This is a genomic window from Variovorax sp. OAS795, from assembly GCF_040546685.1.
Classification (GTDB): Bacteria; Pseudomonadota; Gammaproteobacteria; order Burkholderiales; family Burkholderiaceae_C; genus Variovorax.
Genome location: NZ_JBEPOH010000001.1, coordinates 2,878,810 through 2,901,956 on the forward strand (window position 1 = coordinate 2,878,810; position 23,147 = coordinate 2,901,956).

A 23,147-nucleotide genomic window follows, 5' to 3' on the forward strand; every position below is an offset into this window, starting at 1 on the left:
GATGGCGGCCTCACGCTACTGGCGCGCGATCAACTTCGAGACCTACGGCAGCGTCGGTCTCGAAGTCAGCGAGCTGCAGCTCTACTACAACGGCGTGCGCGTGGACGTGGGTGCCACCATCACGGCGTCGATGGCGCCCGCGAGCGGTGCCCTGGCGGCGCTGCAGGACGGCAGCGCGGCGGTGGCGGTCGCATGGGATGCCGCAACGGTCAAGAGCCCGGGCTTCGCGATCTATTTCGACCTCGGCCCGGGTGTCACGGCGGATGTGGATGCCGTGCGCGCGGGCGGTGGATCGGCGCAGGCCAAGATGGTCGCGTCCTTGGTGCTGCAGAACTCGACCGATGGCATCACCTACGACAGCAATGTCCCCATCGGCCGCTTTCCGTGGCCCGGTGTCAACACCCTGAACCCTGCGCCGGCGCAGACCCTGCAGGCGCTCGGCGCCGAGACGTTCGCGACGGGCATTCCTTCGGGGTTCGCCAGTGTTCTGACCGACGCCGCCACGCTGACGCCGGTGTGGGACTCGGCCTCGCAAGCGGTGGATCTGGATGCGACCGGCTTCAATTCGGCGTGGATGTTCGGGCTGTTCCCGGCCGTCAACGGGCTGCGGGTCGAGCTCGATGTCGAGATCCTCACCGCCAACTACGGCAACAACGGCATGCTCGGCGCGGTGTTCAAGGGCGGGCCGCAACTGCTGCAGAACATGTTCCAGCACGCGGCGGCGCCGCAGGCCATCGCCTCGGCGCGCTCGCCCAGCGCCACCACGCTGGGCATTTCCTTCGTGGACTTCACGACGAACTCGCTGCCGGTCGCGCTGCCCAGCTCGGGGCTGCACACCTACGTGATGACCAGTGCGCCCAACAGCAGCGGCACGCGCGACTACACGATGAGCGTCGATGGCGCCGGCGTGGCGTTCACGCACGGGCAGACCGATGGCACGGCGATGCTGACCGGCGGAATTTTCCTGCGCTCGTGCAAGGTCCGCTTGCACGCCGTGCGCGTCTATCAGATCGTCTCGGGCGGCAGCATGCTGCCGATGACCCGGCCGGTGCGGTCGCTCGCGCTCGACCTCATCCCGCCGGTGCAGGCGGTCGATGCATTCCGCGTGCGCTCGACCTATGCGGACATCGACCGCAAGGACATCGAGTGGGGCGGCAAGGGCCGGGTGCGCGGATTCACGCTCGACTATGTGAACCCGGTGAACAAGCCGTATCAGGCGTTTGTGCGTCTCGTGCGGGAAATCGACGGGCAGGTGATTCGCGCCGCGTGGTCGGGCGCCGATGGCAGCTATGACTTCCAGCGCATCGACGAGACGCAGAGCTATTCCGTCGTCGCCTACTACGCCGCGCACGGCAAGCAGGCGGAGATCGCGGACGGCCTGAGCCTTGCCAATGGCAAGGTGGAGCTGATGGCATGAACGTGCTCGCGATCAACGCCATGCTGCAGGGACCGGGCCTCCTGGCCTATCTGGGCGAGGGCGCGCGCTTTCTGGTCTTTGGCGGGCTGCAGCCGGCGGAAGGCGGCGCGGCCACCACGCTGCTGGCCGCGGCCATGCTCGCGCTGCCGGCGGGTGCGGTGGCTGGTGGGCAGCTCGCGCTCGCGCAGGCCGACAGCGCGGGCGACCTGGCGCTTGCGACCGGCATCGCGACGTGGGGCCGTGTGGAGCTGGCGGACGGCACCTGGGTGGCCGACTTCAGCATGAGCGGGCCTTCGGGCGCGGGTCAGGTCAAGCTCGTGGTGCAGAGCCCGCCCGAGGGCGATCCCGAGGCGAAGCTCTATCAGGGCGGAACCTTCTTCATCGGCGCGGTGGTCTTCGGTGGTTGACGACCTCGTTTTCCGGAAGCCGCCGCGCGGCGGGCCGCCGAACATCCTTGTCTTCGGCGAGCCGCAGGAGCCGGCCAGCGCCGCCTATGCGCTCGGGCGCATCCCGCTGCCTGGCTTCATGGTGTCCGGCGCCGCGGTGGCCACGATGCCGCCCTATGCGACGGCCCGCGGCGCGATCCCGCTGCCGGCGTTCATGGTGCGGGGCAGCGCGAAATACTCGAGTGCGGTGTCGCGCCCGCTCGTGGGCAAGGCGTCGGCCCGCTGGCAGATCGCGCGACAGATCGAAAGCGGCGCGCTGGCGCGGCACCAGGTGGCTGCACCCGCGCGTGCCTACCGCGCGACCGCCTGGCAGAAGGCCGCGCCGCTGGCTTCGGGGGCCGCAACGGCCTGGCAGGACGTGCTTCGCACGAGCAACGCGGCGGCGCTGCGGTATCAGGCGGCCAGCCAACTGGGCGCCGCGGCCCTGCTGCGCCATCAGGAGGCGGTGCGGATGCGCGCCGGCGGCGCGTCACGCTGGCAGGAAGCCGTGCGCGTGGCGACGGCGCCGGTCGGCATCCGGCATCAGGAGGCCGAGCGGTTGCGCCGCGGCGTGCGCGCGCGCTGGCAGGAGGCCGTGCACGCCGAGCGGCACCACGGGACGGGCTTCGGCGTGGCGGCCCAGCTCGACATCGGGCGCGTGTCGCGCTGGCAGGCGGCCATGGCGCCGCTGCCGGGCCGGTCGGTCATCGCGCCGCCGGTCGAGAACCCTTGCTACGAGCCCTCGACCACGGTCGTTTTTAAGGGGCGGCAGACGTACAGCACGACGCTCATTTTTGTTTGCGAGCGGCATGGGTCGCCGCCCGGCACCGGGCAGACCGTGGTCGTGCCCGTCTTGGAGGTTTATTCCGTGGAAAACAGCATCGCGCTCACGCGCGTGGACAGTGGCGACATCATCGAGGCCCGAGGTTTCTCGATGTCGCTCGATGCCGACTCGTGGACCTGGCAATGGAGCGCGACGCTGCCGGGCTCAGAGCTGCCGCTGGTGCAGGAGGACGGCAACGGCGATCCAGCCGAGCTGCTCGCGATGGTCAACGGTGTGCCGTATCGGCTCGTGGCCGATGCCCCTGCTCGCGAGCGTCGCTTTGCCCGCGCGGAGGTGCGTGTGCGGGGCAAGGGCCGCGCGGCGCTGCTCGACGGGCCCTATGTGGCAGAGCAGCACTTTGCCTCTGCGGCGGGGCGCACGGCCGCGCAGCTCATGGCACTCGCCATGACTATTAATGGCGTTAATAACGGCTGGGCCATCGACTACGGAGTCGGCGATTGGTTCGTGCCCGGGGAGACCTGGGCCTTTCAGGGCACGCCCATTGCGGCCGTGCTCGACATCGCGACCGCAGCGGGCGCCATCGTGCAGCCGCACAACACCGACCCGACGCTGCGCATCCTTCCGCGCTATCCGGCTGCGCCGTGGATGTGGCACACGCTCACGCCCGACTACGTGCTGCCCGCCGATGTCGTGTCGGTCGAGGGCATCGAGTGGGTCCGGCGGCCCGCCTACAACCGCGCGTTCGTCTATGGCGCGTCCGGCTCGGGCGTGCGGGGCGATATCACGCGCAGCGGCACGGCCGGCGACTACGCCGCGCCCATGGTCGTGCATCCGCTCATGACGCACGCCGATGCCGTCATGCAGCGCGGCGTTGCGGAGCTGAGCAACACGGGCCGGCAGGCGCACGTCAGCCTGCGCATGCCGGTGCTCGCGGAGACGGGCCTGATTCTTCCCGGCTCGCTCGTGCGCTACGACGGCGGCGATGCCACGCGGCTGGGTCTGGTGCGCGGTGTCGCGCTCGATGAGGCCTGGCCGACGCTGCGGCAGACGCTCACCGTTGAAACGCATGTGGAGGCCTGAGCATGAGCCGCAATCCCTACAGCGTCTTTCTGGATCTGCTGCCGCCCAAGCGGCTGGTGATCGCAACCGTGACCGGCATCGACGGCGATGTCGCACGGCTGGTGCTGCCCGGTGGCGGCGTGCTGACCGCGCGCGGCGTGGGGCAGCGCGTGGTCGGCGCCGAGGTGTATGTGCGCGATGGCGTGATCGAGGGCGATGCGCCCGCCGACATGCCGCCCGTGCAGTTCGAAATTTAAGACGGAAGAGAAGAGGCACCTCATGGACATGGGCGACATCGCCGGCAATCCGATCGCACAACTTGCGTTCCTCATTCTCTCGGCCGCTGGCGGCTATCAGGTGTGGCGCAAGCAGCAGCCCACCGATGCGAAGGAGCGCGCTGATAGCGAAGGGCAGATTGCCGCGCTCGGGACGTGGAAGGAGCTGCTCGAAGGCGAGCGCGCCGCGCGCGTGAAGGCTGAAGAGCGGGCCGACAAGTTCGCGGCCGAGCGCAACGAAGCATTGAAAGAGCTGTGGGAGATGAAGGGACAGCTCAAGGCCATGAACGAAACCCTCGCCGCGCAGACCGCCGAGCTGGCCTTGCTGCGCGACCAGGTCCGCCAACTGAAGGAGCAACTGCATGCACAGTGATTCGCACATCGATTCGGACCGCGCGGCGCTCGATGTCCTGCCGCGCGTGCGCCCCCCGCGCCCGTGGCGCCGGTTCTTCGAGACCGTGGGCGTCGTCGGGAGCCTGTTTCTCGGCGGTTTCGGCTCGGGCTACTTCTGGGCCGCGCGCAACGCAGAGGCGCAGATCACGCGTCAGCGCGAAGACCACCTGGCCGAGATTGCCCGGCTGCGCGAGGCCTTCGGCGACCGCCTTTCGTCTCTCACCGGCCGCGTCAACCGCGCGGCCGACACCGCGGCGAGTGCCGCGCAGACCGCGGGCGAGGCCGCCAGCACGGCGCAGACCGCCGCACAGACCGCCAACCAGGCCGCGAAGACCGCGGCGAAGGAACTCAAGAAACCATGATCGACACGCAAACCCTCATCGACTGCACCGGCGCCGCACGCGCCGACGCCGAACGCTACACCTTGCACCTGGCAGACGGGATGAATCGCTTCGGCATTCATTCCGTCAACGCGATGGCTGCCTTCCTCGGGCAGCTCGCCATCGAATCCGATGAGCTGCAGAAGGTCGAAGAGAACCTCAACTACACGACGCCGGCGCGGCTGCGCGAGATCTTCCCGAGCCTGTTCGTCAAGGGCGGCTATCGGGCCGAAGAGTACGTGCGCAACCCGCGGGGGCTGAGCACGCTGCGCTACAAGGGATTCCACGGCCGCGGCTTGATTCAGCTCACCTGGGAAGACGCCTACGTCGCCGCGGGCCATTCGCTCGGCGTGGACTTCCGCCGACATCCCGAGCTGCTGCTGCAGCCGCAGTACGCGGCGCAGTCGGCGTGCTGGTTCTTCGCGGTGTTCAAGGACTGCTTGCCGGCGGCCGAGCGTGGCGATGTCTACGAGGTGACCGGGCGCGTGAACGGCCCGGCACGCCTGAAGCTCGCGGAGCGCAAGGCGATCACTGCGCGTGCGTACAAGGTGCTGAGTCAATGAGCCTCATACAAGCGTTGTTAGTCGCGCTCGGGCTGAGCGTCGCGGTCAATGCCGCGCTTGGGTGGGCGTGGGTGGGTGCGCATGAAAAAGCCGCGACGACGGTAGTCGAGCGCGACAACGCGCGTTCGGCGGCCTCTGCATGCAGTGATGCGACCGAAGACCTTCGCGACCTGGCCGACAAACGTGCGGCCGAGGCGAAAAAGGCGCAGGCCGTTGCACGTGCTGCGGCAACTGGGCGGCAGCAAGCAGCCCATACGATTCTGAGCACGCCACCGGCAATACCGGGCGACGCTTGCGCGAGCGCACAACTCCGCGTCGATGCGTGGTTGAAGGGGAGGGCGCAGCCATGAAGCGTTTCGCGCTCTTGGCCGCTATGGTGGGCCTTGCCGGGTCGCTTGCCGCGTGCGGCATGTTTCCGGTCCAAACGGTGATGGTGCCGATCCCGGTCGCGTGCAATGTCGATGTGCCGGCACGGCCAGCTATGCCGACCGAAGCGCTTTCGCCCGGCGTGGATCTAGACCGCTTCAGCGCATCGGCGCTGGCGGAGATTGAACTGCGCGAGGGCTATGAAGGCGAACTGCGGGCAGCGATTGCCGAATGCATAAAGCCCATGCGTGTCGAGTGATGTCGGTTCGTACTTAAGTTAAATTTCCATCGCGATAAGAGCAGATCGATTAGGGTGTAGTTTGCAAAAGGTCTGTAATTCTTGACCAATTGAAGATGAACCCGCGATTTGGATGAAAGACGTACCGCCCCTTTGGCTGGACAAGCTCCAATTGCTTCCACAGTTGCTTTTCCGCTTTCAAAAAACCGCGCTCTTCACCGCGAGTTGCAGCCGCAGCCCGTGCAATGTTTCGCTTCAGTAGTCCCTTCGATTCTAAAAACAATTCAAGGTTGTCAAGCCACAGCCCTTGATCGGGAAAAGACCCTCTAATTGAGTCTTGGTAGTCGCTGATCGCGTTGAAGAGGATTAAGTGCTTACCTGCGGTCAATGTCGCGATTGCAATGGCATCCAAAAACGGCCTAGACCAAGCTCCGTAGAGCGTCCCGACGTGATGAGCATCTAAGCCTTCCTTGGTCAGCGCTCCATCCGCCTCTGTCCAACCAATATGAAAAAGAAAGTTGCGATAGTTCTTTTTCACGCCTTCCTTTGTCGACGGTGCGGCATTGCGCGGAGTTCTTGCCCAGTTTTGCACTCGCCCCGCTTGGATGTCTTCCCACAACTTGTCGAAGGCCCGGTCACGGATGTTCCGAGTCGAAGCAACAATCGGCCGCATCTCGCTATAGCAGTACGTCAGCAACAAAAAAATTTCCTGCGGGCTCATCTCCCGCCACTTCGCATAAAAGCTGTTATCGAGAGATGCAAGTTGAGTAGGTTGAGTCGCACGGGCCGAAAAGAAATGTGCTTCGCGAAATCGAGGTGCCAGCGGGGTGAATAGAGCGGGATCGTACGTCAGCACGCCGACAGGCGCGGTGTTAAAGGCAGCCTGCCGCATAACGTCGACCACATGATCAGCGATGCGATAGCCATCGTCGGCTATCTCGGGGATAACCAAGAGCGAGTAGTGAAAATCTCTCGAATACGCAACCGCTTGTCCCAGTCCAGTGAGGTACTCGCGCTTGGTCTGCTTGGGAGGTTTGAATTCCGCCGCTACGTTGAGATTATTTATGCTGTCGACCAACACGAAATCAGGGACTGGCCAAGTCCGTGAGGCCGTAATATATGCGTTGGACGAAAAGAGCGTATTCCAGGGCGCGCTTCCAGCCCTCAGACGTGCCACTGCCTCCGTTGCTATTGCATATGCGAGCACATCATGAGTGCTCACGGGGAAGCCGCCAAGTCGTAGACGTCACGCTTGTAGCCTCGCGATGAATAATTTCCCTTAATGGTCTTCACGATGTTGCAGGCGAATATTTCGGCAAGCACTGGCGGGACAGCATTGCCAACCAAAGTGCATTGTTGCTGCCGAGTGCCAATAAATCTCATCCAATCGGGAAAAGTTTGGATGCGGGCCGCTTCTCGCACGGTCAGCGTTCGATGCAAAACTGGATGAACTGGGAAGGCGTTGTGACCTGGGACCATGGTCGTCGCGGGCGAACCCATTGATAGACGCTTGTAAACATGGCTGTAGTTCTTCACGTTGTCCGAACGGTATCCCTTTCTTAGGTGCTCTGGTAAGCCATTTTCTGGGAGCCGCCCGCCCTCAGGGATCAGCTTATATCTCGCGACCACCAGCTCTTTATGAGCCATTGGAGCATGACTAAACTCGTCCCCACACGTGGCAGGATCCATCAGGTCTGAGATTACATCTCCGACCGTGACATAAGGTCGCTGCCAAGACTTGGGATCACTGAAATACTTTGGTTCTGGCCACTGGAACATGAGTCCCTTTTTCCAAGCGACGAGGATGAATCGCTCTCGTTGCTGGGGTACCCCGTAATCAGCGCAATTCACGACCTTGTGGGCAACCTCATAACCGGCTCGCTTAAGCTTCTTTTCGACCTCAGCCAAGTAGGTCGAGTTGCCACGCTGAGTTGAAACAAATCCTTTTACGTTCTCCAGAAAAATCGCCTTTGGCGAGAGGCCGATAGCAAGCTCTATATATTTGATCGAGAGGTCATTTCGCTCGTCGTCTTCTGGCTTGTGATCTTGGGTGTTGATGAATCGGCGACGGCCAAAGATCGAAAAACCTTGGCAAGGCGGCCCGCCGAAGACAATATCGATCTGCTTGTTTTTCGTGTTCTTTCTGATTTCTTCCACCGTCAGTAAAGCCGCATCCGATACGAAGTGCGGGACATCGGGGAAATTCAATTTCTGATTCCTGTCGACGCTATTCTTTTTGTCGTAAGAGGCGAGCACATTGCAACCCGCATTTAGGAATCCCAACATTAGGCCGCCGACACCCGAGAAAAAACTGACCGCCGTTGGCCCCGTTCTCCTTGCAGGTTTCGCTTCTGCTTCCTTGAAAGCGGCGAGCGCGATTTCCTCGCCAGACAGCTTTGTCGTCGGCTTCTGTTCACTCACAGTAATTTTCCCTTGAATATGGCGTTTGATCTGCTCTCCGAGCTGCTTCGCAAGAAGAACAGGAACCGCATTGCCGACCAGTTGACATTGCTCTGCGCGCGATCCTGAAAAAACGTAGGAATCAGGAAAGGTCTGTATTCGTGCAGCCTCCCTCGGAGACAAGCTACGGTTTTCCACCGGGTGAATCGGAAAAGCATTGTTTCCCGGGACCATTGTGAGTGCTGGTCGTTCGCGATGAAGACGCTTGTAAGTATTGCCAAAATTCTTTCTTCGAATTGCCTCCGGAAGCTCTGAAGGTGGCGGCATACGCCCACCCTCGGGAATGAGTTGGTAACGTGACACGACAATTTCGCCATGGCGAAGGAAGGAATGGTTCGCTATGTCGTCGCGCGGACCTGAGAGGTCGGAAAGCACCGACCAAACCGGCACGTGAGGATTGGTTTCAGTGCCATGAGTCACTTTGGGCCACGCGAATCCCGTCTTCAACCGAGTTCCAAAAAAGAATACTCTCTTCCGGATTTGAGGTACTCCGAAATCGGCAGAATTAAGAGTTGTGACCCACATGCGATAGCCCAGCCGTTCGAAGGCGGCGATGATCTCTCGTTCAAAGCGACCGCCATATTGCGTCCGAAGATAATTGACATTCTCCATCAGCACGCACGAAGGCTTTATCCATTCCACAATACGGGCAAAGCACCAGAAAAGTCCGTTACGCGGATCGGCCGGATTTTGGTCGCCGATTGTCGAGAAGCCTTGGCATGGTGGTCCGCCAACGATTAGGTCGACTTTGCGGCCATCAATGATCTTCTCTAGGTAATCACGCGTAAGGCGGCGGACGTCTCCGGCAAAGAAAGGAACGTCTGGGAAATTGTGGCGAAAAGTCTCTTCCGCCGACGGCTTAACGTCGGTTGCAAACAGAGTCTCGAATCCTGCCGCGGTAGTACCCAAAGTCATTCCACCGCCACCAGCAAATAGCGAGATCGAGGTCAGTTTTTTCATACTTTTCAGTTGTTCGTCGTTTGACCGCTATCCAGCGACCGCACTGTCTTGTTCTTCGTATTCGTCAAAGAGCGATGGTTGGCGCGCGCCCGTTCCATGTCGTTCGACGTACCAGCGCATAAAGCCGCGCAACACCTGTGCAGCTGTCGTGTCATGGCCCTTGCACGTCTCAATGAAGTCGCGCCGTAGAGAGTCGTCTACGCGAATTCGTAGACCCGTATCTTCGGTCATGTGTAACCTCTGGATGTACAAAGTGTTCATTGTCGGCACACATCCAAGAGCCGTCAATCGCACTCCAGTACGGCGTACTGTATATAATAACAGTGCCGAACGGGTTCTGTTGGAGGGTTGGAGCCGGTCCTCAAAAGCAGGCCTGCATCTCAGATGGGAGGGGCGGGCAGCGCATCTCTAACCTGCCCGGCTTGTGCCGCCAAGCACTGGCGGATGCTTCAGGGCTCGCGGCGGCAGCTCAGATAGGTGCTGCTGCTGCAGCAGCTGGCTTGACGCCAAGTTTGTAGAGCCATGGCCACGCATGATATTTGTCGCCGCGCTCGCGGATGTGCGTGTACCGGCGAAGTGAGTTCCAAGTTCGATGACCTGATATGCCGGCCACGTTGGGAATGTTCCAGCCGAGCTCGAACAGGCGGCTGATGCCGTCGTGGCGAAGGTCATGGAAATGTAGTTCCTCAATGCCAAGCAGGGCACAAGCGTCTGTAAACGCGCGACTGATCGAGTCGCCGTTGTGCGGGAAAATTCGACCAGTTTGGTCCAGAGACTTGCGGCGATTCACGATGAGCGCCAGCGCTTCCGGCGTGAGCCCGCACCGCACATCGTTGCCCACCTTCTCGCCAGGGTGCTTCATGTCTCTCACCCAGATATCAGGGTGGCTCTCGTCTAAGTCCTCGAAGGTCTGCCTTGTGATCTCCTCCTGGCGCCGCGTGCTGAAAATCGCATAGCAAATGATCTCGCGCATCGGGATGGCGTCCTTGCGCTTAACCCGGCCGAAGTGCTCCATGAGCTTGTCAAGTTCGGTCAGGGTGGGGCGTCGCTCGCGCTGGTTTGATCTTGAAGTCAGCCCGAGAGATTTACAGACTTTGCGCGCATCGTCGATCACCTGAGAGTCGAGCTGATATCCCCAGGCTGGCCGGGCGAGCTGATAGATCGCGGAGATATGGGAGAGGTAGTTGCCCGCGGTTTGAGGTTGGACGCCGAGATCTTTGGCGAACTGCACCCAGTCGGCGCTGGTGATCGTGGAGCCGCGCCGCTTGGCTAGGGGGGTTGCCGCCACAGAGTTGAGCACCTGGGCCTTCGTCTTGCCGATCGCCTTGCGAGATTCGGCGATGTACTTTCGGATCGCTTCGGCAAACGTGGGGTCGGGTGCCTTGAGCTTTTCCAGCGCCCCGGGCTTTGCCAGGTCGGTTTCCCGATTCTTGATCCAGAGCTTGGCTGCAGCCTCGCGGTCGAAGGTTTCCGTCTCGCTGTGCATGACAACGCCGCCATCCTTAATTCGGATGCGGGCCATGTGCGCTACGCTTCCGTCTGCGCGCTTGCGTTTCGTGATGGTGCCCAAGGGGTGCCTTTTCGGTGGTACATGCTTTTTTGTGGCACGGAATGTACCACCGGGACCGAAAAAACGCGGCCCAATCAGACCAAATGACACCGAACGAGAACCACGAAAGCACTAGGCTCCAAGCCGATTTCCCTCTGAACACCAGTGAGGCAAAGGCCATGCGCGTGTCGGTTGCCCCGATGATGGATTGGACGGACCGCCATTGCCGGTACTTCCACCGCCTGATGTCGCGCCACGCGCTGCTCTACACCGAAATGGTGACCACCGGTGCGCTGGTCCATGGCGACGTGCCGCGGCACCTGCGCTTCAACGGCGAAGAACATCCCGTCGCGCTGCAGTTGGGCGGCAGCGAGCCGGCCGAGCTTGCGCACTGCGCAAAGCTGGGCGAGGAATGGGGCTACGACGAGATCAACCTCAATTGCGGCTGCCCGAGCGAGCGCGTGCAGCGCGGCGCTTTCGGCGCGTGCCTCATGGCCGAGCCGGCGCTGGTGGCCGACTGCGTGAAGGCGATGGTCGACGCGGTCGATGTGCCGGTGACGGTCAAGCATCGCATCGGCATCGACAAGATCGAAAGCTACGACTTCGTGCGCGACTTCGTCGGTGCGGTGAGCGAGGCGGGCTGCGGCACGTTCATCGTCCATGCGCGCAACGCCTGGCTGCAAGGCCTGAGCCCGAAGCAGAACCGGGAGATTCCGCCGCTGCGCCATGAACTCGTGCACCGCTTGAAGCACGACTTTCCGGCGCTTGGCTTTTCGATCAACGGCGGGATCACGGCCAATGCCCAGGTGCACGACCACCTGCGGCTGCTCGATGGCGTGATGGTCGGGCGGGAGGCCTATCACAACCCCTGGTGGCTGGCCGAATGGGACGCCGAGTTCTTCGGCGCCGCGCCGCAGGCGCTCACGCGCGAAGAGGTGGAGTCGCTGATGTGCGACTACATGGTCCGCGAGGCCGCCGAACACGGCACGCAGTGGTCGTCCATCGCCCGGCACATGCTGGGCTTGCGCAACGGCCTGCCGGGCGCGCGCCGCTGGCGCCAGGTATGGAGCGACCATCGCCTCAAGACGCGCCCGCCGCATGAAGTCATGGCGTTGGCGCACGAATCCGTCACGCAGGCTGCCTAGCCGTTCACGCTATGTTTGCGGCGGCAAGGCTTTTGCCATTTCGCAACACATAGTGTTCCAAAATGATAATGATTTGTGAAGTGGCGCAATTTTTCATTTCTTCTGCTGAAGAATGAAGAACGCTGATTAATAGGGATCTTGATTCATGGCTGACGCGGTCGGGGGCAAGGAAGAGGTCACTGCGCTCGGGCGTGGCCTGGCCCTGCTCAAGGTGATCGGGATGTCGTCCGCGCCGGTGAGCAACCGCGAGCTGGCGGACACCACCGGCATCCCCAAGGCAACGGTTTCGCGCCTGACGGCCACGCTGGTGGGCGCGGGCTACCTGCGGCAATCGCAGGACAGCGAGCGTTTCAGCCTGGGGCCGGCGTTGCTCGACATGAGCAGCCGCTACCTGCGCCAGTTCGATCTCCGGGCTGTGGCAAGGCCGCACCTGTCGGAGTTGTCTGAATTTGCCGGCGCCAGTGTCCACGTCGCGGTGCGCGACGAGCTCGAGATGCTGGTCATCGATTCGCTGCGTCCCCGTTCGGCCCTGATCAGTTCCCGCCTGGAGATCGGCACCCGGTTGACCGTCGTCACCTCGGCCGCCGGAAGGGCCTGTCTTGCAGCGTTGCCCGCCGCCGAGCAGGGCTCGCTGCTGGAGCGCATCCGCCAGGAAAGCGGCGACGAGTGGCCCTCCATCGAGCCGCGCCTGATGCAGGGGCTCGACGAATATGCGCGCCTGGGCTATTGCAGCTCGTTCGGCGAATGGCATCCGCACATCCATGCGCTCGGCTTCGCGCTCAAAGGCCCGCACGGCGAGCACTATGGCGTGAGCTGCGGCGGCCCGGCCTACCTGCTGCCGAAGGAGATGATGCTCACGCAGGTCGCGCCCCGGCTGCTCGACGTGGCCCGGCGCATCTCGGCCGAGACCGGCTCCGTGAACCCCGACTAGCGAGCCTACACAGCGGCCTCGAGGCCATTGCGGAAATGCTCGCGCATGCGCGCCATGGCTGCCGCGGCGTCGCCGGATTCGATCGCGGCCATCATGGCGCGGTGCTCCGCCAGCGATTCGGCAATCCGCCCTTCCTTGAGCAGCGAGTTGTGCCGGTTGAGCTTCATCACCTTGCGCAGGTCGGCCACCATCTGGTCGCGCCACTTGTTGTTGGCAATGGCCAGCAGGCGCATGTGGAAGCGCTCGTTCAGTGCGAAGAAGTGCTCGCGGTTTTCCTTGCCCGGGGCGGCGGCGGCCTCCAGCTCGGCGTGCAATGCCTTCAGCTCCGCGCGCTCGGCATCGGTGGCGCGTTCGGCCACCACGCCCGCCGCGTCGCTTTCCAGCAGCGAGAGCAGGTGGTAGACATCGGCCAGGTCCTGTTCCGATACTTCGGTCACGTAGGCGCCGCGCCGCACCTTCATCGTCACCAGGCCTTCGGCCGCCAGCACCTTCAACGCCTCGCGCAGGGGCGTGCGGCTGATGCCGTATTCCTCGGCCAGCTTGAGTTCGTCGATCCAGCTGCCCGGCTCGAGCTCTCGGCGGAAGATCCGCTGGCGCAGCAGCTCGGCCACCTCTTCATAGAGGGCGCGCGGGGTGAGGGTGAGGGCGGACATGGCCGGACTGTACCGCAAAAATTGAGTTTGAATTAATAATTATGGATCGGTTAGACTCGCTGCGGCCTGCAAATCCCTGCAGGCGAATTTGCGACTACCCTGCACGACACTGCAAGACGGCCCCTCATGAGCAGCACACCCGAACCCACCTTCAAGCCTGCCAACCTCGCTGACTGGGCCAAGGCCGCGGCCAAGTCCGCGCCCGGCGGCGACCTGAACGCGCTGAACTGGGTCACGCCGGACGGCATCACCGTGAAGCCGCTCTATACCGCGGCCGATCTGCAGGGGCTCAGGTACACCGACACGCTGCCCGGCTTCGAGCCCTACCTGCGCGGGCCGCAGGCCACCATGTACGCGGTGCGGCCGTGGACCATCCGCCAGTACGCCGGCTTCTCGACCGCCGAGGAATCGAATGCCTTCTATCGCAAGGCGCTGGCCGCGGGCGGGCAGGGCGTGAGCGTGGCCTTCGACCTGGCCACCCACCGCGGCTATGACAGCGACCATCCGCGCGTGACCGGCGACGTCGGCAAGGCCGGCGTGGCCATCGATTCGGTGGAGGACATGAAGATCCTGTTCGACCAGATCCCGCTCGACAAGGTCAGTGTCTCCATGACGATGAACGGCGCCGTGCTGCCGGTGCTGGCAGGCTACGTGGTCGCGGCCGAAGAGCAGGGCGTGGCGCAGGACCAGCTGAGCGGAACCATCCAGAACGACATCCTCAAGGAGTTCATGGTCCGCAACACCTACATCTTTCCGCCGGCGCCGAGCATGCGGATCATCGGCGACATCATCGAGTACACGGCGCAGCACATGCCCAAGTTCAACTCGATCTCGATCAGCGGCTACCACATGCAGGAAGCCGGCGCCAACCAGGCGCTGGAGCTCGCCTTCACGCTGGCCGACGGCAAGGAATACGTGAAGACCGCGCTGGCCAAGGGCCTGGACGTGGACGGCTTTGCCGGGCGGCTCAGCTTCTTCTGGGCCATCGGCATGAACTTCTACCTGGAAGTGGCCAAGATGCGCGCTGCGCGCCTTCTGTGGTGCCGCATCATGAAGGAGTTCAACCCCAAGAACCCCAAGAGCCTGATGCTGCGCACGCACTGCCAGACCTCGGGCTGGTCGCTCACCGAGCAGGACCCGTACAACAACATCGTGCGCACCACCATCGAGGCCATGGCCGCGGTGTTCGGCGGCACGCAGAGCCTGCACACCAACGCGCTCGACGAGGCCATTGCGCTTCCCACCGAGTTCAGCTCGCGCATCGCGCGCAACACGCAGCTCATCATCCAGGAAGAAACGCACATCCCGAACGTGGTCGACCCGTGGGCCGGCAGCTACATGATGGAGAAGCTCACGCAGGACATGGCCGATGCGGCCTGGGCCATCATCGAAGAGGTCGAGGCGATGGGCGGCATGACCAAGGCGGTCGACAGCGGCTGGGCCAAGCTCAAGATCGAGGCGGCCGCGGCCGAGAAGCAGGCGCGCATCGATTCGGGCAAGGACGTGATCGTGGGCGTCAACAAGTACAAGCTCAAGACCGAAGACGCGATCGACAGCCTGTCCATCGACAACGTGATGGTGCGCGACCAGCAGGTGGCGCGGTTGCAGAACATCCGTGCGTCGCGCGACACGGCCAAGGTGCAGGCCGCGCTCGATGCGCTGACCGAAGCCGCCGAGAACGGCACCGGCAACCTGCTTGCGCTCAGCATCGACGCGGTGCGCCTGCGGGCCACGGTGGGCGAGATTTCCGACGCGCTCGAAAAATCATTCGGCCGCCATCGGGCCGACACGCAAAAGGTGACCGGTGTGTACGCTGCTGCCTATGACTCCGCCGAAGGCTGGGAAGCCCTCAAGACCGAGATCAATGCCTTCGCGGAAGAACAGGGCCGCCGCCCGCGCGTGATGATCTCCAAGCTGGGACAGGACGGGCACGACCGCGGTGCCAAGGTGGTGGCCACCGCGTTTGCCGACCTGGGCTTCGACGTGGACATGGGGCCACTGTTCCAGACGCCCGAAGAGTGCGCGCGCCAGGCCATCGAGAACGACGTGCACGCCGTCGGCGTGAGCACGCTTGCAGCCGGCCACAAGACGCTGGTGCCTGCCATCATCGAGGAACTCAAGAAGCAGGGCGCTGACGACATCATCGTGTTCGTCGGCGGCGTGATTCCGCGGCAGGACTACGACTTTCTCTACGAGGCCGGCGTGAAGGGCATCTATGGCCCGGGCACGCCGATTCCCGCCAGCGCCAAGGACGTGCTGGAACAGATTCGCGCGGCGGTCTCGGCCTGAGCAGCAACGTGGGCGATCTCTTGTCGCGGCTGTCGCTGCAGCCGGTGGATTCCAGCGATTTCGAGGCCATGCTGGCCCTGCGCGTCGATGCGATGCGCCCGAGCCTGGAGCGCGTCGGGCGCTTCGATCCCGCACGCTCGCGCGAGCGCCTGCAGGCCGGATTCATCGTGCCGTTCATGCACCACATCGTGCTCGACGGCGACCAGCGCGTCGGCTTCGTCACGCTCAAGCCGGAGGGCGCCGATGCGCTGCGGCTCGACCATCTCTACCTGCGCACCGGCTTCCAGGGCCTGGGCATCGGCGAGTGGGTGCTGGAGTGGGCCAAGGCGCAGGCGCGCGAACAGCAAGTGGACATCAAGCTCACCGCGCTCGTGCAGAGCGATGCCAACCGCTTCTACCTGCGGCACGGCTTCGTGCTCAAAGGCGAGGAGGGTGTCGACCTGCACTACCGGTGGCGCGCGACGTCGGAGGGCGCGTGCTGAAGTCGGCCGACGCACTGGAGCGCGCGATTGCCGAGCCGGAAGGCATGGTCCAGCGCCGCGCCATCGCCAAGGCCATCACGCTGCTCGAATCGACCCGCGCCGACCACCGCACGCAGGCCGATGCATTGCTCACCGCGCTGCTGCCGCGAACCGGCAACTCATTTCGCCTCGGCATCTCGGGCGTGCCGGGTGTCGGCAAATCGACCTTCATCGAAACGCTGGGCCTGCTCCTCATCGGCAAGGGCCACCGCGTGGCGGTGCTCACCATCGACCCCTCGTCCACCGTCTCGGGCGGCTCGATCCTCGGTGACAAGACGCGCATGGAGCGGCTCTCGGTGCACGAGCGCGCCTACATCCGCCCGAGCCCGTCGAGCGGCACGCTCGGCGGCGTGGCGGAGAAAACGCGCGAAGCCATGCTCGTGTGCGAGGCCGCGGGCTACGACATCGTGATCGTCGAAACCGTCGGCGTGGGCCAGAGCGAAACCGCAGTGGCCGGCATGACCGACATGTTCGTGCTGATGCAGCTGCCCAATGCGGGCGACGACCTGCAGGCCATCAAGAAGGGCGTGATGGAGCTGGCCGACCTCGTCGTCATCAACAAGGCCGACATCGACAAGGATGCCGCCACGCGCGCGCAGGCACAGATCACCTCGGCGCTGCGCCTGTTCGGCCACCAGGGCAACCCGGACCACGCGCATGCCGTGCACGATGCGCACAGCGGCATGCAGGTGCGCTTCTGGCTGCCCAAGGTGCTGCAGCTCAGCGCGCTGGCCGGCACCGGCGTCGATGCCTTCTGGGATGCCGTGACGCAGTTCAGGCAACTGCAGACCGCCAACGGCAAGCTCGCCACGCGGCGCGAAAAACAGGCCACCGCGTGGATGTGGGAACGCATCGACGCCGGACTCAAGCAGGCCTTCAGGCAGCATGCGCAGGTGCGCGAACTGCTGCCTCAACTCACACGGCAGGTGGCGCAAGGTGCGCTGCCCGCATCGACGGCGGCACGCCAGCTGCTTGCGGCGGCGGCCATCACCGCCCGGCCATGACGGCCCACACAATCCAGGACCACAGCTTCGGAAGCACACCATGCAAGAACTGATCGAACAACTCGAATCGCGCCGCGCCCAGGCGCGCCTTGGCGGCGGGCAGAAGCGCATCGATGCGCAGCACGCCAAGGGCAAGCTCACGGCGCGCGAGCGCATCGAGCTGCTGCTGGACGACAACACCTTCGAAGAGTGGGACATGTTCGTCGAGCACCGCTCGGTCGATTTCGGCATGGCCGAGCAGAAGATCCCGGGCGACGGCGTGGTCACCGGCTACGGCATGATCAACGGCCGCCTCGTGTTCGTCTACAGCCAGGACTTCACCGTCTTCGGCGGCGCGCTCAGCGAAGCCCACGCAGAGAAGATCTGCAAGGTGATGGACCAGGCCATGAAGGTCGGCGCCCCGGTCATCGGCCTCAACGACTCCGGCGGCGCGCGCATCCAGGAAGGCGTGGCTTCGCTCGGCGGCTATGCCGATGTGTTCCAGCGCAACGTGATGGCCAGCGGCGTGGTGCCGCAGATCAGCATGATCATGGGCCCTTGCGCGGGCGGCGCGGTGTATTCGCCCGCCATGACCGACTTCATCTTCATGGTGAAGGATTCGAGCTACATGTTCGTCACCGGCCCCGAGGTGGTGAAGACCGTGACGCACGAGAGCGTCACGGCCGAGGAGCTGGGCGGCGCCATCACCCACACCACGCGCAGCGGGGTGGCCGACATGGCGTTCGAGAACGACGTCGAGGCGCTGATGATGCTGCGCCGGCTGTACAACTACCTGCCGCTCAACAACCGCGAGAAGCCGCCGGTGCGCCTGGGCAACAACGGCCAGGGCGACCCGGCCGACCGGCCCGACTATTCGCTCGACACCTTGGTGCCCGACAACCCGAACAAGCCCTACGACATCAAGGAGCTGATCCTCAAGGTGGTGGACGACGGCGACTTCTTCGAGCTGCAGCCCGACTACGCGAAGAACATCGTGATCGGCTTCGCGCGCATGGAAGGCCAGACCGTCGGCATCGTGGCCAACCAGCCGCTCGTGCTCGCGGGTTGCCTGGACATCAAGAGCAGCATCAAGGCCGCGCGCTTCGTGCGTTTTTGCGACGCCTTCAACATCCCGGTGGTCACCTTCGTCGACGTGCCCGGCTTCATGCCCGGCACCGGGCAGGAGTACGGCGGCATCATCAAGCACGGCGCAAAGCTGCTGTACGCCTATGCGGAGTGCACGGTGCCGAAGATCACCGTCATCACGCGCAAGGCCTACGGCGGCGCGTACGACGTGATGGCGTCCAAGCACCTGCGCGGCGACGTCAACCTGGCCTGGCCGCGCGCAGAGATCGCGGTGATGGGTGCCAAGGGCGCGGTGGAGATCATCTTCCGTGAAGACAAGAACAACCCCGAGAAGCTCGCTGCGCGCGAGGCCGAATACAAGGCGCGCTTTGCCAACCCCTACGTGGCGAGCGCGCGCGGCTACATCGACGACGTGATCCTGCCACACGAGACGCGCAAGCGCATCTGCCGCTCGCTCGTGATGCTGCGCGAGAAGAAGCTCGAGAACCCGTGGCGCAAGCACGGGAACATTCCGCTCTGAGCGGCTACGGAGAAGAAGAACATGTTCAAGAAAATCCTGATCGCCAACCGCGGAGAGATCGCCTGCCGCGTCATCCAGACCGCAAGGAAGATGGGGATCCTCACGGTCGCTGTCTACTCCGACGCCGACAAGGAAGCGCGCCATGTCGAGCTGGCCGACGAAGCGGTGCACATCGGCGCTGCGCCCAGCCGCGAGAGCTACCTGCAGGCCGACCGCATCATCGCGGCCTGCAAGCAGACCGGCGCGGAAGCCGTGCATCCGGGCTACGGCTTCCTGTCGGAGAACGAAGCGTTTGCGCGCAAGGTCGAGGAAGAGGGCATTGCCTTCATCGGGCCCAAGCACTATTCGATCGCGGCCATGGGCGACAAGATCGCCTCGAAGAAGCTCGCGAACGAAGCCAAGGTCAACACCATTCCGGGCTGGAACGACGCCATCGAGACGGCCGAGCGCGCGGTCGAGATCGCCAAGGACATCGGCTACCCGGTGATGATCAAGGCTTCGGCGGGCGGCGGCGGCAAGGGCCTGCGCGTGGCCTACGACGACAAGGAAGCCTTCGAGGGCTTCACCTCGTGCCGCAACGAAGCGCGCAACAGCTTCGGCGATGACCGCGTGTTCATCGAGAAATTCGTCGAGGAGCCGCGCCACATCGAGATCCAGGTACTGGGCGATTCGCACGGCAACGTCATCTACCTGAACGAGCGCGAATGCTCGATCCAGCGCCGGCACCAGAAGGTGATCGAGGAGGCGCCGTCGCCGTTCATCAGCGACGCCACGCGCAGGGCGATGGGCGAACAGGCGGTGCAACTGGCCAAGGCGGTGCAATACCAGAGCGCGGGCACCGTGGAGTTCGTGGTCGGCAAGGACCAGAGCTTCTACTTCCTGGAAATGAACACGCGGCTGCAGGTGGAGCATCCGGTGACCGAGTGCATCACCGGCCTCGACCTGGTCGAGCTGATGATCCGCGTGGCGGCGGGCGAAGCCTTGCCGCTCACGCAGGCCGAGGTGAAGCGCAACGGCTGGGCCATCGAGTGCCGCATCAATGCCGAGGATCCGTTCCGCAACTTCCTGCCCTCCACGGGCCGCCTGGTCAAGTTCCAGCCGCCGGCCGAGACCATGTTCGCGGCCGACACCGAGCACCTGAACGGCGTCCGCGTGGACACCGGCGTGTACGACGGCGGCGAGATCCCGATGTACTACGACTCGATGATCGCCAAGCTCATCGTGCACGGCAAGGACCGGCAGCATGCGATCGCACGCATGCGCGAGGCGCTCAACGGCTTCGTGATCCGGGGCATCAGCAGCAACATCCCGTTCCAGGCGGCGCTGCTCGCGCATCCCAGGTTCGTGGCGGGCGACTTCAACACCGGTTTCATCGCCGAGCACTACGGCAAGGGCTTCCATGCGGAAGACGTGCCGCACGCCGACCCGGCTTTCCTCATCGCGCTCGCGGCCTACGTGCACCGGCGCTACCGCGCGCGCGCATCGGGCATCAGCGGCCAACTCGAAGGCCATGGCGTGAAGGTGGGCGAGCAGTTCGTGGTGGTGGAGCTGGGGCCGGAGGGCAGGCACGTGCACCATCCGGTCTCGGTCACCGACTTCCATGGCAAGACCGGCGCCAGCGCCGTGGCCGTGGGCGACACGAGCTACAAGATCGACAGCGGCTTTGCGCTCGGGGCCGTTCGCGTGCAGGGCATGGTCAATGACCGGCCCTTCACCGCGCAGGTGGAGCGCGGCGCGGGCAGGAATCCGCTGGCGCTGCGCGTGTCGCACGACGGCAAGCAGATCGACGCGATGGTGCTGTCGCCGCTCGGCGCGCGGCTGCTCGAACTGATGCCCTATAAGGCGCCGCCGGACCTGAGCAAGTTCCTGATGTCGCCGATGCCGGGCCTCCTGGTCGAGGTGTCGGTGCAGCCGGGCCAGCAGGTGCGTGCGGGCGAGAAGCTGGCCGTCATCGAGGCCATGAAAATGGAAAACGTGCTGTTTGCCACGCAGGACGGCGTGGTCGGCAAGGTGTCGGCCAGCAAGGGCGAGTCGCTCGCCGTCGATCAAATCATTCTGGAGTTCAACTGATGGGTGCCAACGACCTGCAACAGCCGATCACGCTGCACAAGCCTTCCAAGGTGCCGGCGCCGCAAGGGCCCTGGTCGATCGAGGCGATCCAGGCCCTGCTCGACAAGCCGCTGATGGCGCTGTTGTTCGAAGCGCAGACGGTGCATCGCGCGCACTTCCCCGACGGCGACATCGAGCTGGCGACGCTGCTCTCGGTCAAGACCGGCGGCTGCCCCGAGAACTGCGGCTACTGCCCGCAATCGGCCGAGTTCGACACCGGCGTGAAGGCGCAGAAGCTCATGGAGGTCGACGAGGTGCTGCGTGCCGCGCAGGCCGCCAAGGACGCCGGCGCCACGCGCTTCTGCATGGGCGCCGCATGGCGCGCACCGAAGGACCGCGACGTCGAGAAGGTGGCGGTACTGGTCGAGGCGGTGAAGGGCCTCGGGATGCAGACCTGCGCCACGCTCGGCATGCTGGAGCCGCACCATGCGCACCAGCTCAAGGCCGCGGGCCTGGACTACTACAACCACAACCTGGACACCGCCCCCGAGTACTACACCGACGTCGTCGACACGCGCACCTACCAGGACCGGCTCGATACGCTGGCCCATGTGCGCAGTGCCGGCATCAGCGTGTGCTGCGGCGGCATCGTCGGCATGGGCGAGCAGCCGGTGCACCGCGCAGGGCTCATCGCGCAACTGGCCAATCTGAATCCGTATCCGGAGTCGGTGCCGATCAACAGCCTGGTGCGTGTACCCGGCACGCCGCTGGCCGATTCGGAACCGGTCGATCCTTTCGACTTCGTGCGCATGATCGCGGTCGCGCGCATCACGATGCCGACGGCGCGCGTGCGCCTGTCGGCGGGCCGCCAGCAGATGGGCGATGCGGTGCAGGCCCTGTGCTTCATGGCCGGCGCCAACTCGATCTTCTACGGCGACAAGCTGCTGGTCACCGGCAACCCCGATGTCGAGGCCGACGTGCAGCTGCTGCGCAAGCTGGGGCTTGAGGCGCGCCGCACAGCCGAACAGGCGGAGCCCTGCGCATGACGGCAACGGCACGCCCCTTCAAGGTGCTGGGCATCCAGCAGATCGCCATCGGCGGGCCGGACAAGCTGCGGCTGCAGAAGCTCTGGGTCGACATGCTGGGGCTCGAGGTCACGGGCACCTTCAAGAGCGAACGCGAGAACGTCGACGAGGACATCTGTTCGATGGGCAGCGGCCCGTTCAAGGTCGAGGTCGACCTGATGCAGCCGCTGGACCCGGACAAGAAACCGGCGGTGCACACGACGCCCCTCAACCACGTGGGCCTGTGGATCGACGACCTGCCAAAGGCCGTCGAATGGCTCACCGCGCAGGGCGTGCGCTTTGCGCCCGGCGGCATCCGCAAGGGCGCGGCCGGCTTCGACATCTGCTTCCTGCATCCGAAGGCGAACGACGAATTTCCGATCGCGGGCGAGGGCGTGCTCATCGAGATGGTGCAGGCGCCGCCCGAGGTGGTGGCGGCCTTCGGCGCGCTGGCCGCTACGCGTTGAGCACCTTCCTGATCGGCGGCTTCACATCGGAGCGCCGGGGCGGCAGCATCGGCTGGTGCTCGCGCGCCGGATTCAGGATGATCGATGTGGCCGTTTCGGTGAGGATGCAGAACTTGGTGACCACCGCATCGAGGTGGCTCACGTCGATGACCGCGATCTCCAGGATCCAGCTGTCGTCGCCGGTCACGTTGTAGGCATTGACGCACTCGGGCGTTTGCTGAACCAGTTCGACCACACGCGCGTAGTCGGCACGGCCGACGCGGATGATGGCGCGAATGCCGTAGCCAAGCTTGCCGAGGTTGACCGTGGCGCGGTAGCCGCTGATCACGCCCGAGGCCTCGAGTTTCTTCACGCGTTCGGTCACGGCCGGCTGGCTCAGGTGCACACGGCGGCCGAGCTCGGCCATGGTGAGCCGCGCATCGGCCTGCAGTTCGGCGAGGATGCGCGTGTCGTGGGGATCGAGCGCGGGGTTCAAGGGATAGTCCATGCAACTCCTTCAAATCGACGGTAGGAAACGCAAAGAACCATGAAAGCTGCATGGTTGCCGGAAGAACGCTTTCATACCATGGT

The 23,147-nt window shown here is 64.2% G+C and carries 23 protein-coding genes; 18 read left to right on the forward strand and 5 right to left on the reverse strand.

The features are described 5' to 3' along the window. Position 1: 1 nt before the first annotated feature. Genes ABID97_RS13855 through ABID97_RS13895 form a run of 9 tightly spaced genes read left to right on the forward strand, consistent with a single transcriptional unit; the run spans position 2 to position 5,921 of the window. Positions 2-1,417: a hypothetical protein gene (locus ABID97_RS13855; protein WP_354399042.1), complete on the forward strand. Its 1,416-nt coding sequence runs from the start codon at positions 2-4 to the stop codon at positions 1,415-1,417. Further along, the gene (locus ABID97_RS13860) at positions 1,414-1,824 is read left to right on the forward strand and encodes a hypothetical protein (RefSeq protein WP_354399043.1); all 411 of its coding nucleotides are present in this window, start codon (positions 1,414-1,416) and stop codon (positions 1,822-1,824) included. The genes ABID97_RS13855 and ABID97_RS13860 overlap by 4 nt, the downstream gene beginning before the upstream one ends. Continuing rightward, the gene (locus tag ABID97_RS13865) at positions 1,817-3,706 is read left to right on the forward strand and encodes a hypothetical protein (RefSeq protein ID WP_354399044.1); all 1,890 of its coding nucleotides are present in this window, start codon (positions 1,817-1,819) and stop codon (positions 3,704-3,706) included. The genes ABID97_RS13860 and ABID97_RS13865 overlap by 8 nt, the downstream gene beginning before the upstream one ends. Positions 3,707-3,708: 2 nt before the next feature. After that, positions 3,709-3,942: a hypothetical protein gene (locus ABID97_RS13870; protein WP_354399045.1), complete on the forward strand. Its 234-nt coding sequence runs from the start codon at positions 3,709-3,711 to the stop codon at positions 3,940-3,942. Positions 3,943-3,964: 22 nt separating this feature from the next. Beyond that, complete coding sequence (locus ABID97_RS13875) at positions 3,965-4,333, forward strand: hypothetical protein (protein ID WP_354399046.1); 369 nt, start codon at positions 3,965-3,967, stop codon at positions 4,331-4,333. Next, positions 4,323-4,715, forward strand: a complete 393-nt coding sequence (locus ABID97_RS13880; protein WP_354399047.1) for a hypothetical protein — start codon at positions 4,323-4,325, stop codon at positions 4,713-4,715. Before ABID97_RS13875 ends, ABID97_RS13880 begins: the two co-directional genes overlap by 11 nt. After that, positions 4,712-5,296: a glycoside hydrolase family 19 protein gene (locus ABID97_RS13885; protein ID WP_354399048.1), complete on the forward strand. Its 585-nt coding sequence runs from the start codon at positions 4,712-4,714 to the stop codon at positions 5,294-5,296. The genes ABID97_RS13880 and ABID97_RS13885 overlap by 4 nt, the downstream gene beginning before the upstream one ends. Next, positions 5,293-5,646 carry a hypothetical protein gene (locus ABID97_RS13890; RefSeq protein WP_354399049.1) on the forward strand — a complete coding sequence of 118 codons (354 nt, stop codon included), beginning with the start codon at positions 5,293-5,295 and terminating at the stop codon, positions 5,644-5,646. The genes ABID97_RS13885 and ABID97_RS13890 overlap by 4 nt, the downstream gene beginning before the upstream one ends. After that, a complete protein-coding gene (locus ABID97_RS13895; protein WP_354399050.1) occupies positions 5,643-5,921 on the forward strand; it encodes a hypothetical protein in 279 nt (92 codons plus the stop codon). The genes ABID97_RS13890 and ABID97_RS13895 overlap by 4 nt, the downstream gene beginning before the upstream one ends. Positions 5,922-5,970: 49 nt before the next feature. Here ABID97_RS13895 and ABID97_RS13900 read toward each other — a convergent pair whose 3' ends face one another. The 3 genes from ABID97_RS13900 to ABID97_RS13910 all read right to left on the reverse strand — a co-directional run bounded on the left by ABID97_RS13900 (position 5,971) and on the right by ABID97_RS13910 (position 10,890). After that, positions 5,971-7,122 (reverse strand): hypothetical protein, encoded by a 1,152-nt coding sequence (locus ABID97_RS13900; RefSeq protein ID WP_354399051.1) that lies wholly within the window; start codon positions 7,120-7,122, stop codon positions 5,971-5,973. Continuing rightward, complete coding sequence (locus ABID97_RS13905) at positions 7,119-9,320, reverse strand: DNA cytosine methyltransferase (RefSeq protein ID WP_354399052.1); 2,202 nt, start codon at positions 9,318-9,320, stop codon at positions 7,119-7,121. The genes ABID97_RS13900 and ABID97_RS13905 overlap by 4 nt, the downstream gene beginning before the upstream one ends. A gap of 469 nt (positions 9,321-9,789) precedes the next feature. Next, positions 9,790-10,890: a tyrosine-type recombinase/integrase gene (locus ABID97_RS13910; protein WP_354399053.1), complete on the reverse strand. Its 1,101-nt coding sequence runs from the start codon at positions 10,888-10,890 to the stop codon at positions 9,790-9,792. Positions 10,891-10,973: 83 nt separating this feature from the next. Here ABID97_RS13910 and dusA point away from each other — a divergent pair, with 83 nt between their 5' ends. After that, the gene (dusA, locus tag ABID97_RS13915) at positions 10,974-12,014 is read left to right on the forward strand and encodes a tRNA dihydrouridine(20/20a) synthase DusA (RefSeq protein ID WP_354399054.1); all 1,041 of its coding nucleotides are present in this window, start codon (positions 10,974-10,976) and stop codon (positions 12,012-12,014) included. Between the two features lie 145 nt (positions 12,015-12,159). Next, positions 12,160-12,945 (forward strand): IclR family transcriptional regulator, encoded by a 786-nt coding sequence (locus tag ABID97_RS13920; protein WP_354399055.1) that lies wholly within the window; start codon positions 12,160-12,162, stop codon positions 12,943-12,945. 5 nt (positions 12,946-12,950) lie between these two features. Here the strand turns inward: ABID97_RS13920 and ABID97_RS13925 are convergent, their stop codons facing one another. Further along, complete coding sequence (locus tag ABID97_RS13925; protein ID WP_354399056.1) at positions 12,951-13,598, reverse strand: GntR family transcriptional regulator; 648 nt, start codon at positions 13,596-13,598, stop codon at positions 12,951-12,953. Between the two features lie 126 nt (positions 13,599-13,724). On the opposite strand from ABID97_RS13925, the gene scpA reads away from it, so the two are divergent. Genes scpA through ABID97_RS13960 form a run of 7 tightly spaced genes read left to right on the forward strand, consistent with a single transcriptional unit; the run spans position 13,725 to position 22,577 of the window. After that, positions 13,725-15,887 (forward strand): methylmalonyl-CoA mutase, encoded by a 2,163-nt coding sequence (gene scpA, locus ABID97_RS13930; RefSeq protein ID WP_354399057.1) that lies wholly within the window; start codon positions 13,725-13,727, stop codon positions 15,885-15,887. A gap of 8 nt (positions 15,888-15,895) precedes the next feature. Beyond that, positions 15,896-16,369 carry a GNAT family N-acetyltransferase gene (locus ABID97_RS13935; RefSeq protein ID WP_354399058.1) on the forward strand — a complete coding sequence of 158 codons (474 nt, stop codon included), beginning with the start codon at positions 15,896-15,898 and terminating at the stop codon, positions 16,367-16,369. Further along, entirely contained in the window at positions 16,363-17,412 is a 1,050-nt protein-coding gene (gene meaB, locus ABID97_RS13940) for a methylmalonyl Co-A mutase-associated GTPase MeaB (RefSeq protein ID WP_354401764.1), read from the forward strand. The genes ABID97_RS13935 and meaB overlap by 7 nt, the downstream gene beginning before the upstream one ends. A gap of 40 nt (positions 17,413-17,452) precedes the next feature. Continuing rightward, the gene (locus tag ABID97_RS13945) at positions 17,453-18,997 is read left to right on the forward strand and encodes an acyl-CoA carboxylase subunit beta (RefSeq protein WP_354399059.1); all 1,545 of its coding nucleotides are present in this window, start codon (positions 17,453-17,455) and stop codon (positions 18,995-18,997) included. Between the two features lie 21 nt (positions 18,998-19,018). Then, on the forward strand, positions 19,019-21,067 hold the full coding sequence (gene accC, locus ABID97_RS13950; protein ID WP_354399060.1) for an acetyl-CoA carboxylase biotin carboxylase subunit: 2,049 nt from the start codon (positions 19,019-19,021) through the stop codon (positions 21,065-21,067). After that, positions 21,067-22,092, forward strand: a complete 1,026-nt coding sequence (gene bioB, locus ABID97_RS13955) for a biotin synthase BioB (protein ID WP_354399061.1) — start codon at positions 21,067-21,069, stop codon at positions 22,090-22,092. The genes accC and bioB overlap by 1 nt, the downstream gene beginning before the upstream one ends. Then, the gene (locus tag ABID97_RS13960; RefSeq protein ID WP_354399062.1) at positions 22,089-22,577 is read left to right on the forward strand and encodes a VOC family protein; all 489 of its coding nucleotides are present in this window, start codon (positions 22,089-22,091) and stop codon (positions 22,575-22,577) included. Before bioB ends, ABID97_RS13960 begins: the two co-directional genes overlap by 4 nt. Here ABID97_RS13960 and ABID97_RS13965 read toward each other — a convergent pair. After that, entirely contained in the window at positions 22,567-23,064 is a 498-nt protein-coding gene (locus tag ABID97_RS13965) for an Lrp/AsnC family transcriptional regulator (RefSeq protein WP_354399063.1), read from the reverse strand. The genes ABID97_RS13960 and ABID97_RS13965 overlap by 11 nt on opposite strands. Positions 23,065-23,147 lie beyond the last annotated feature (83 nt).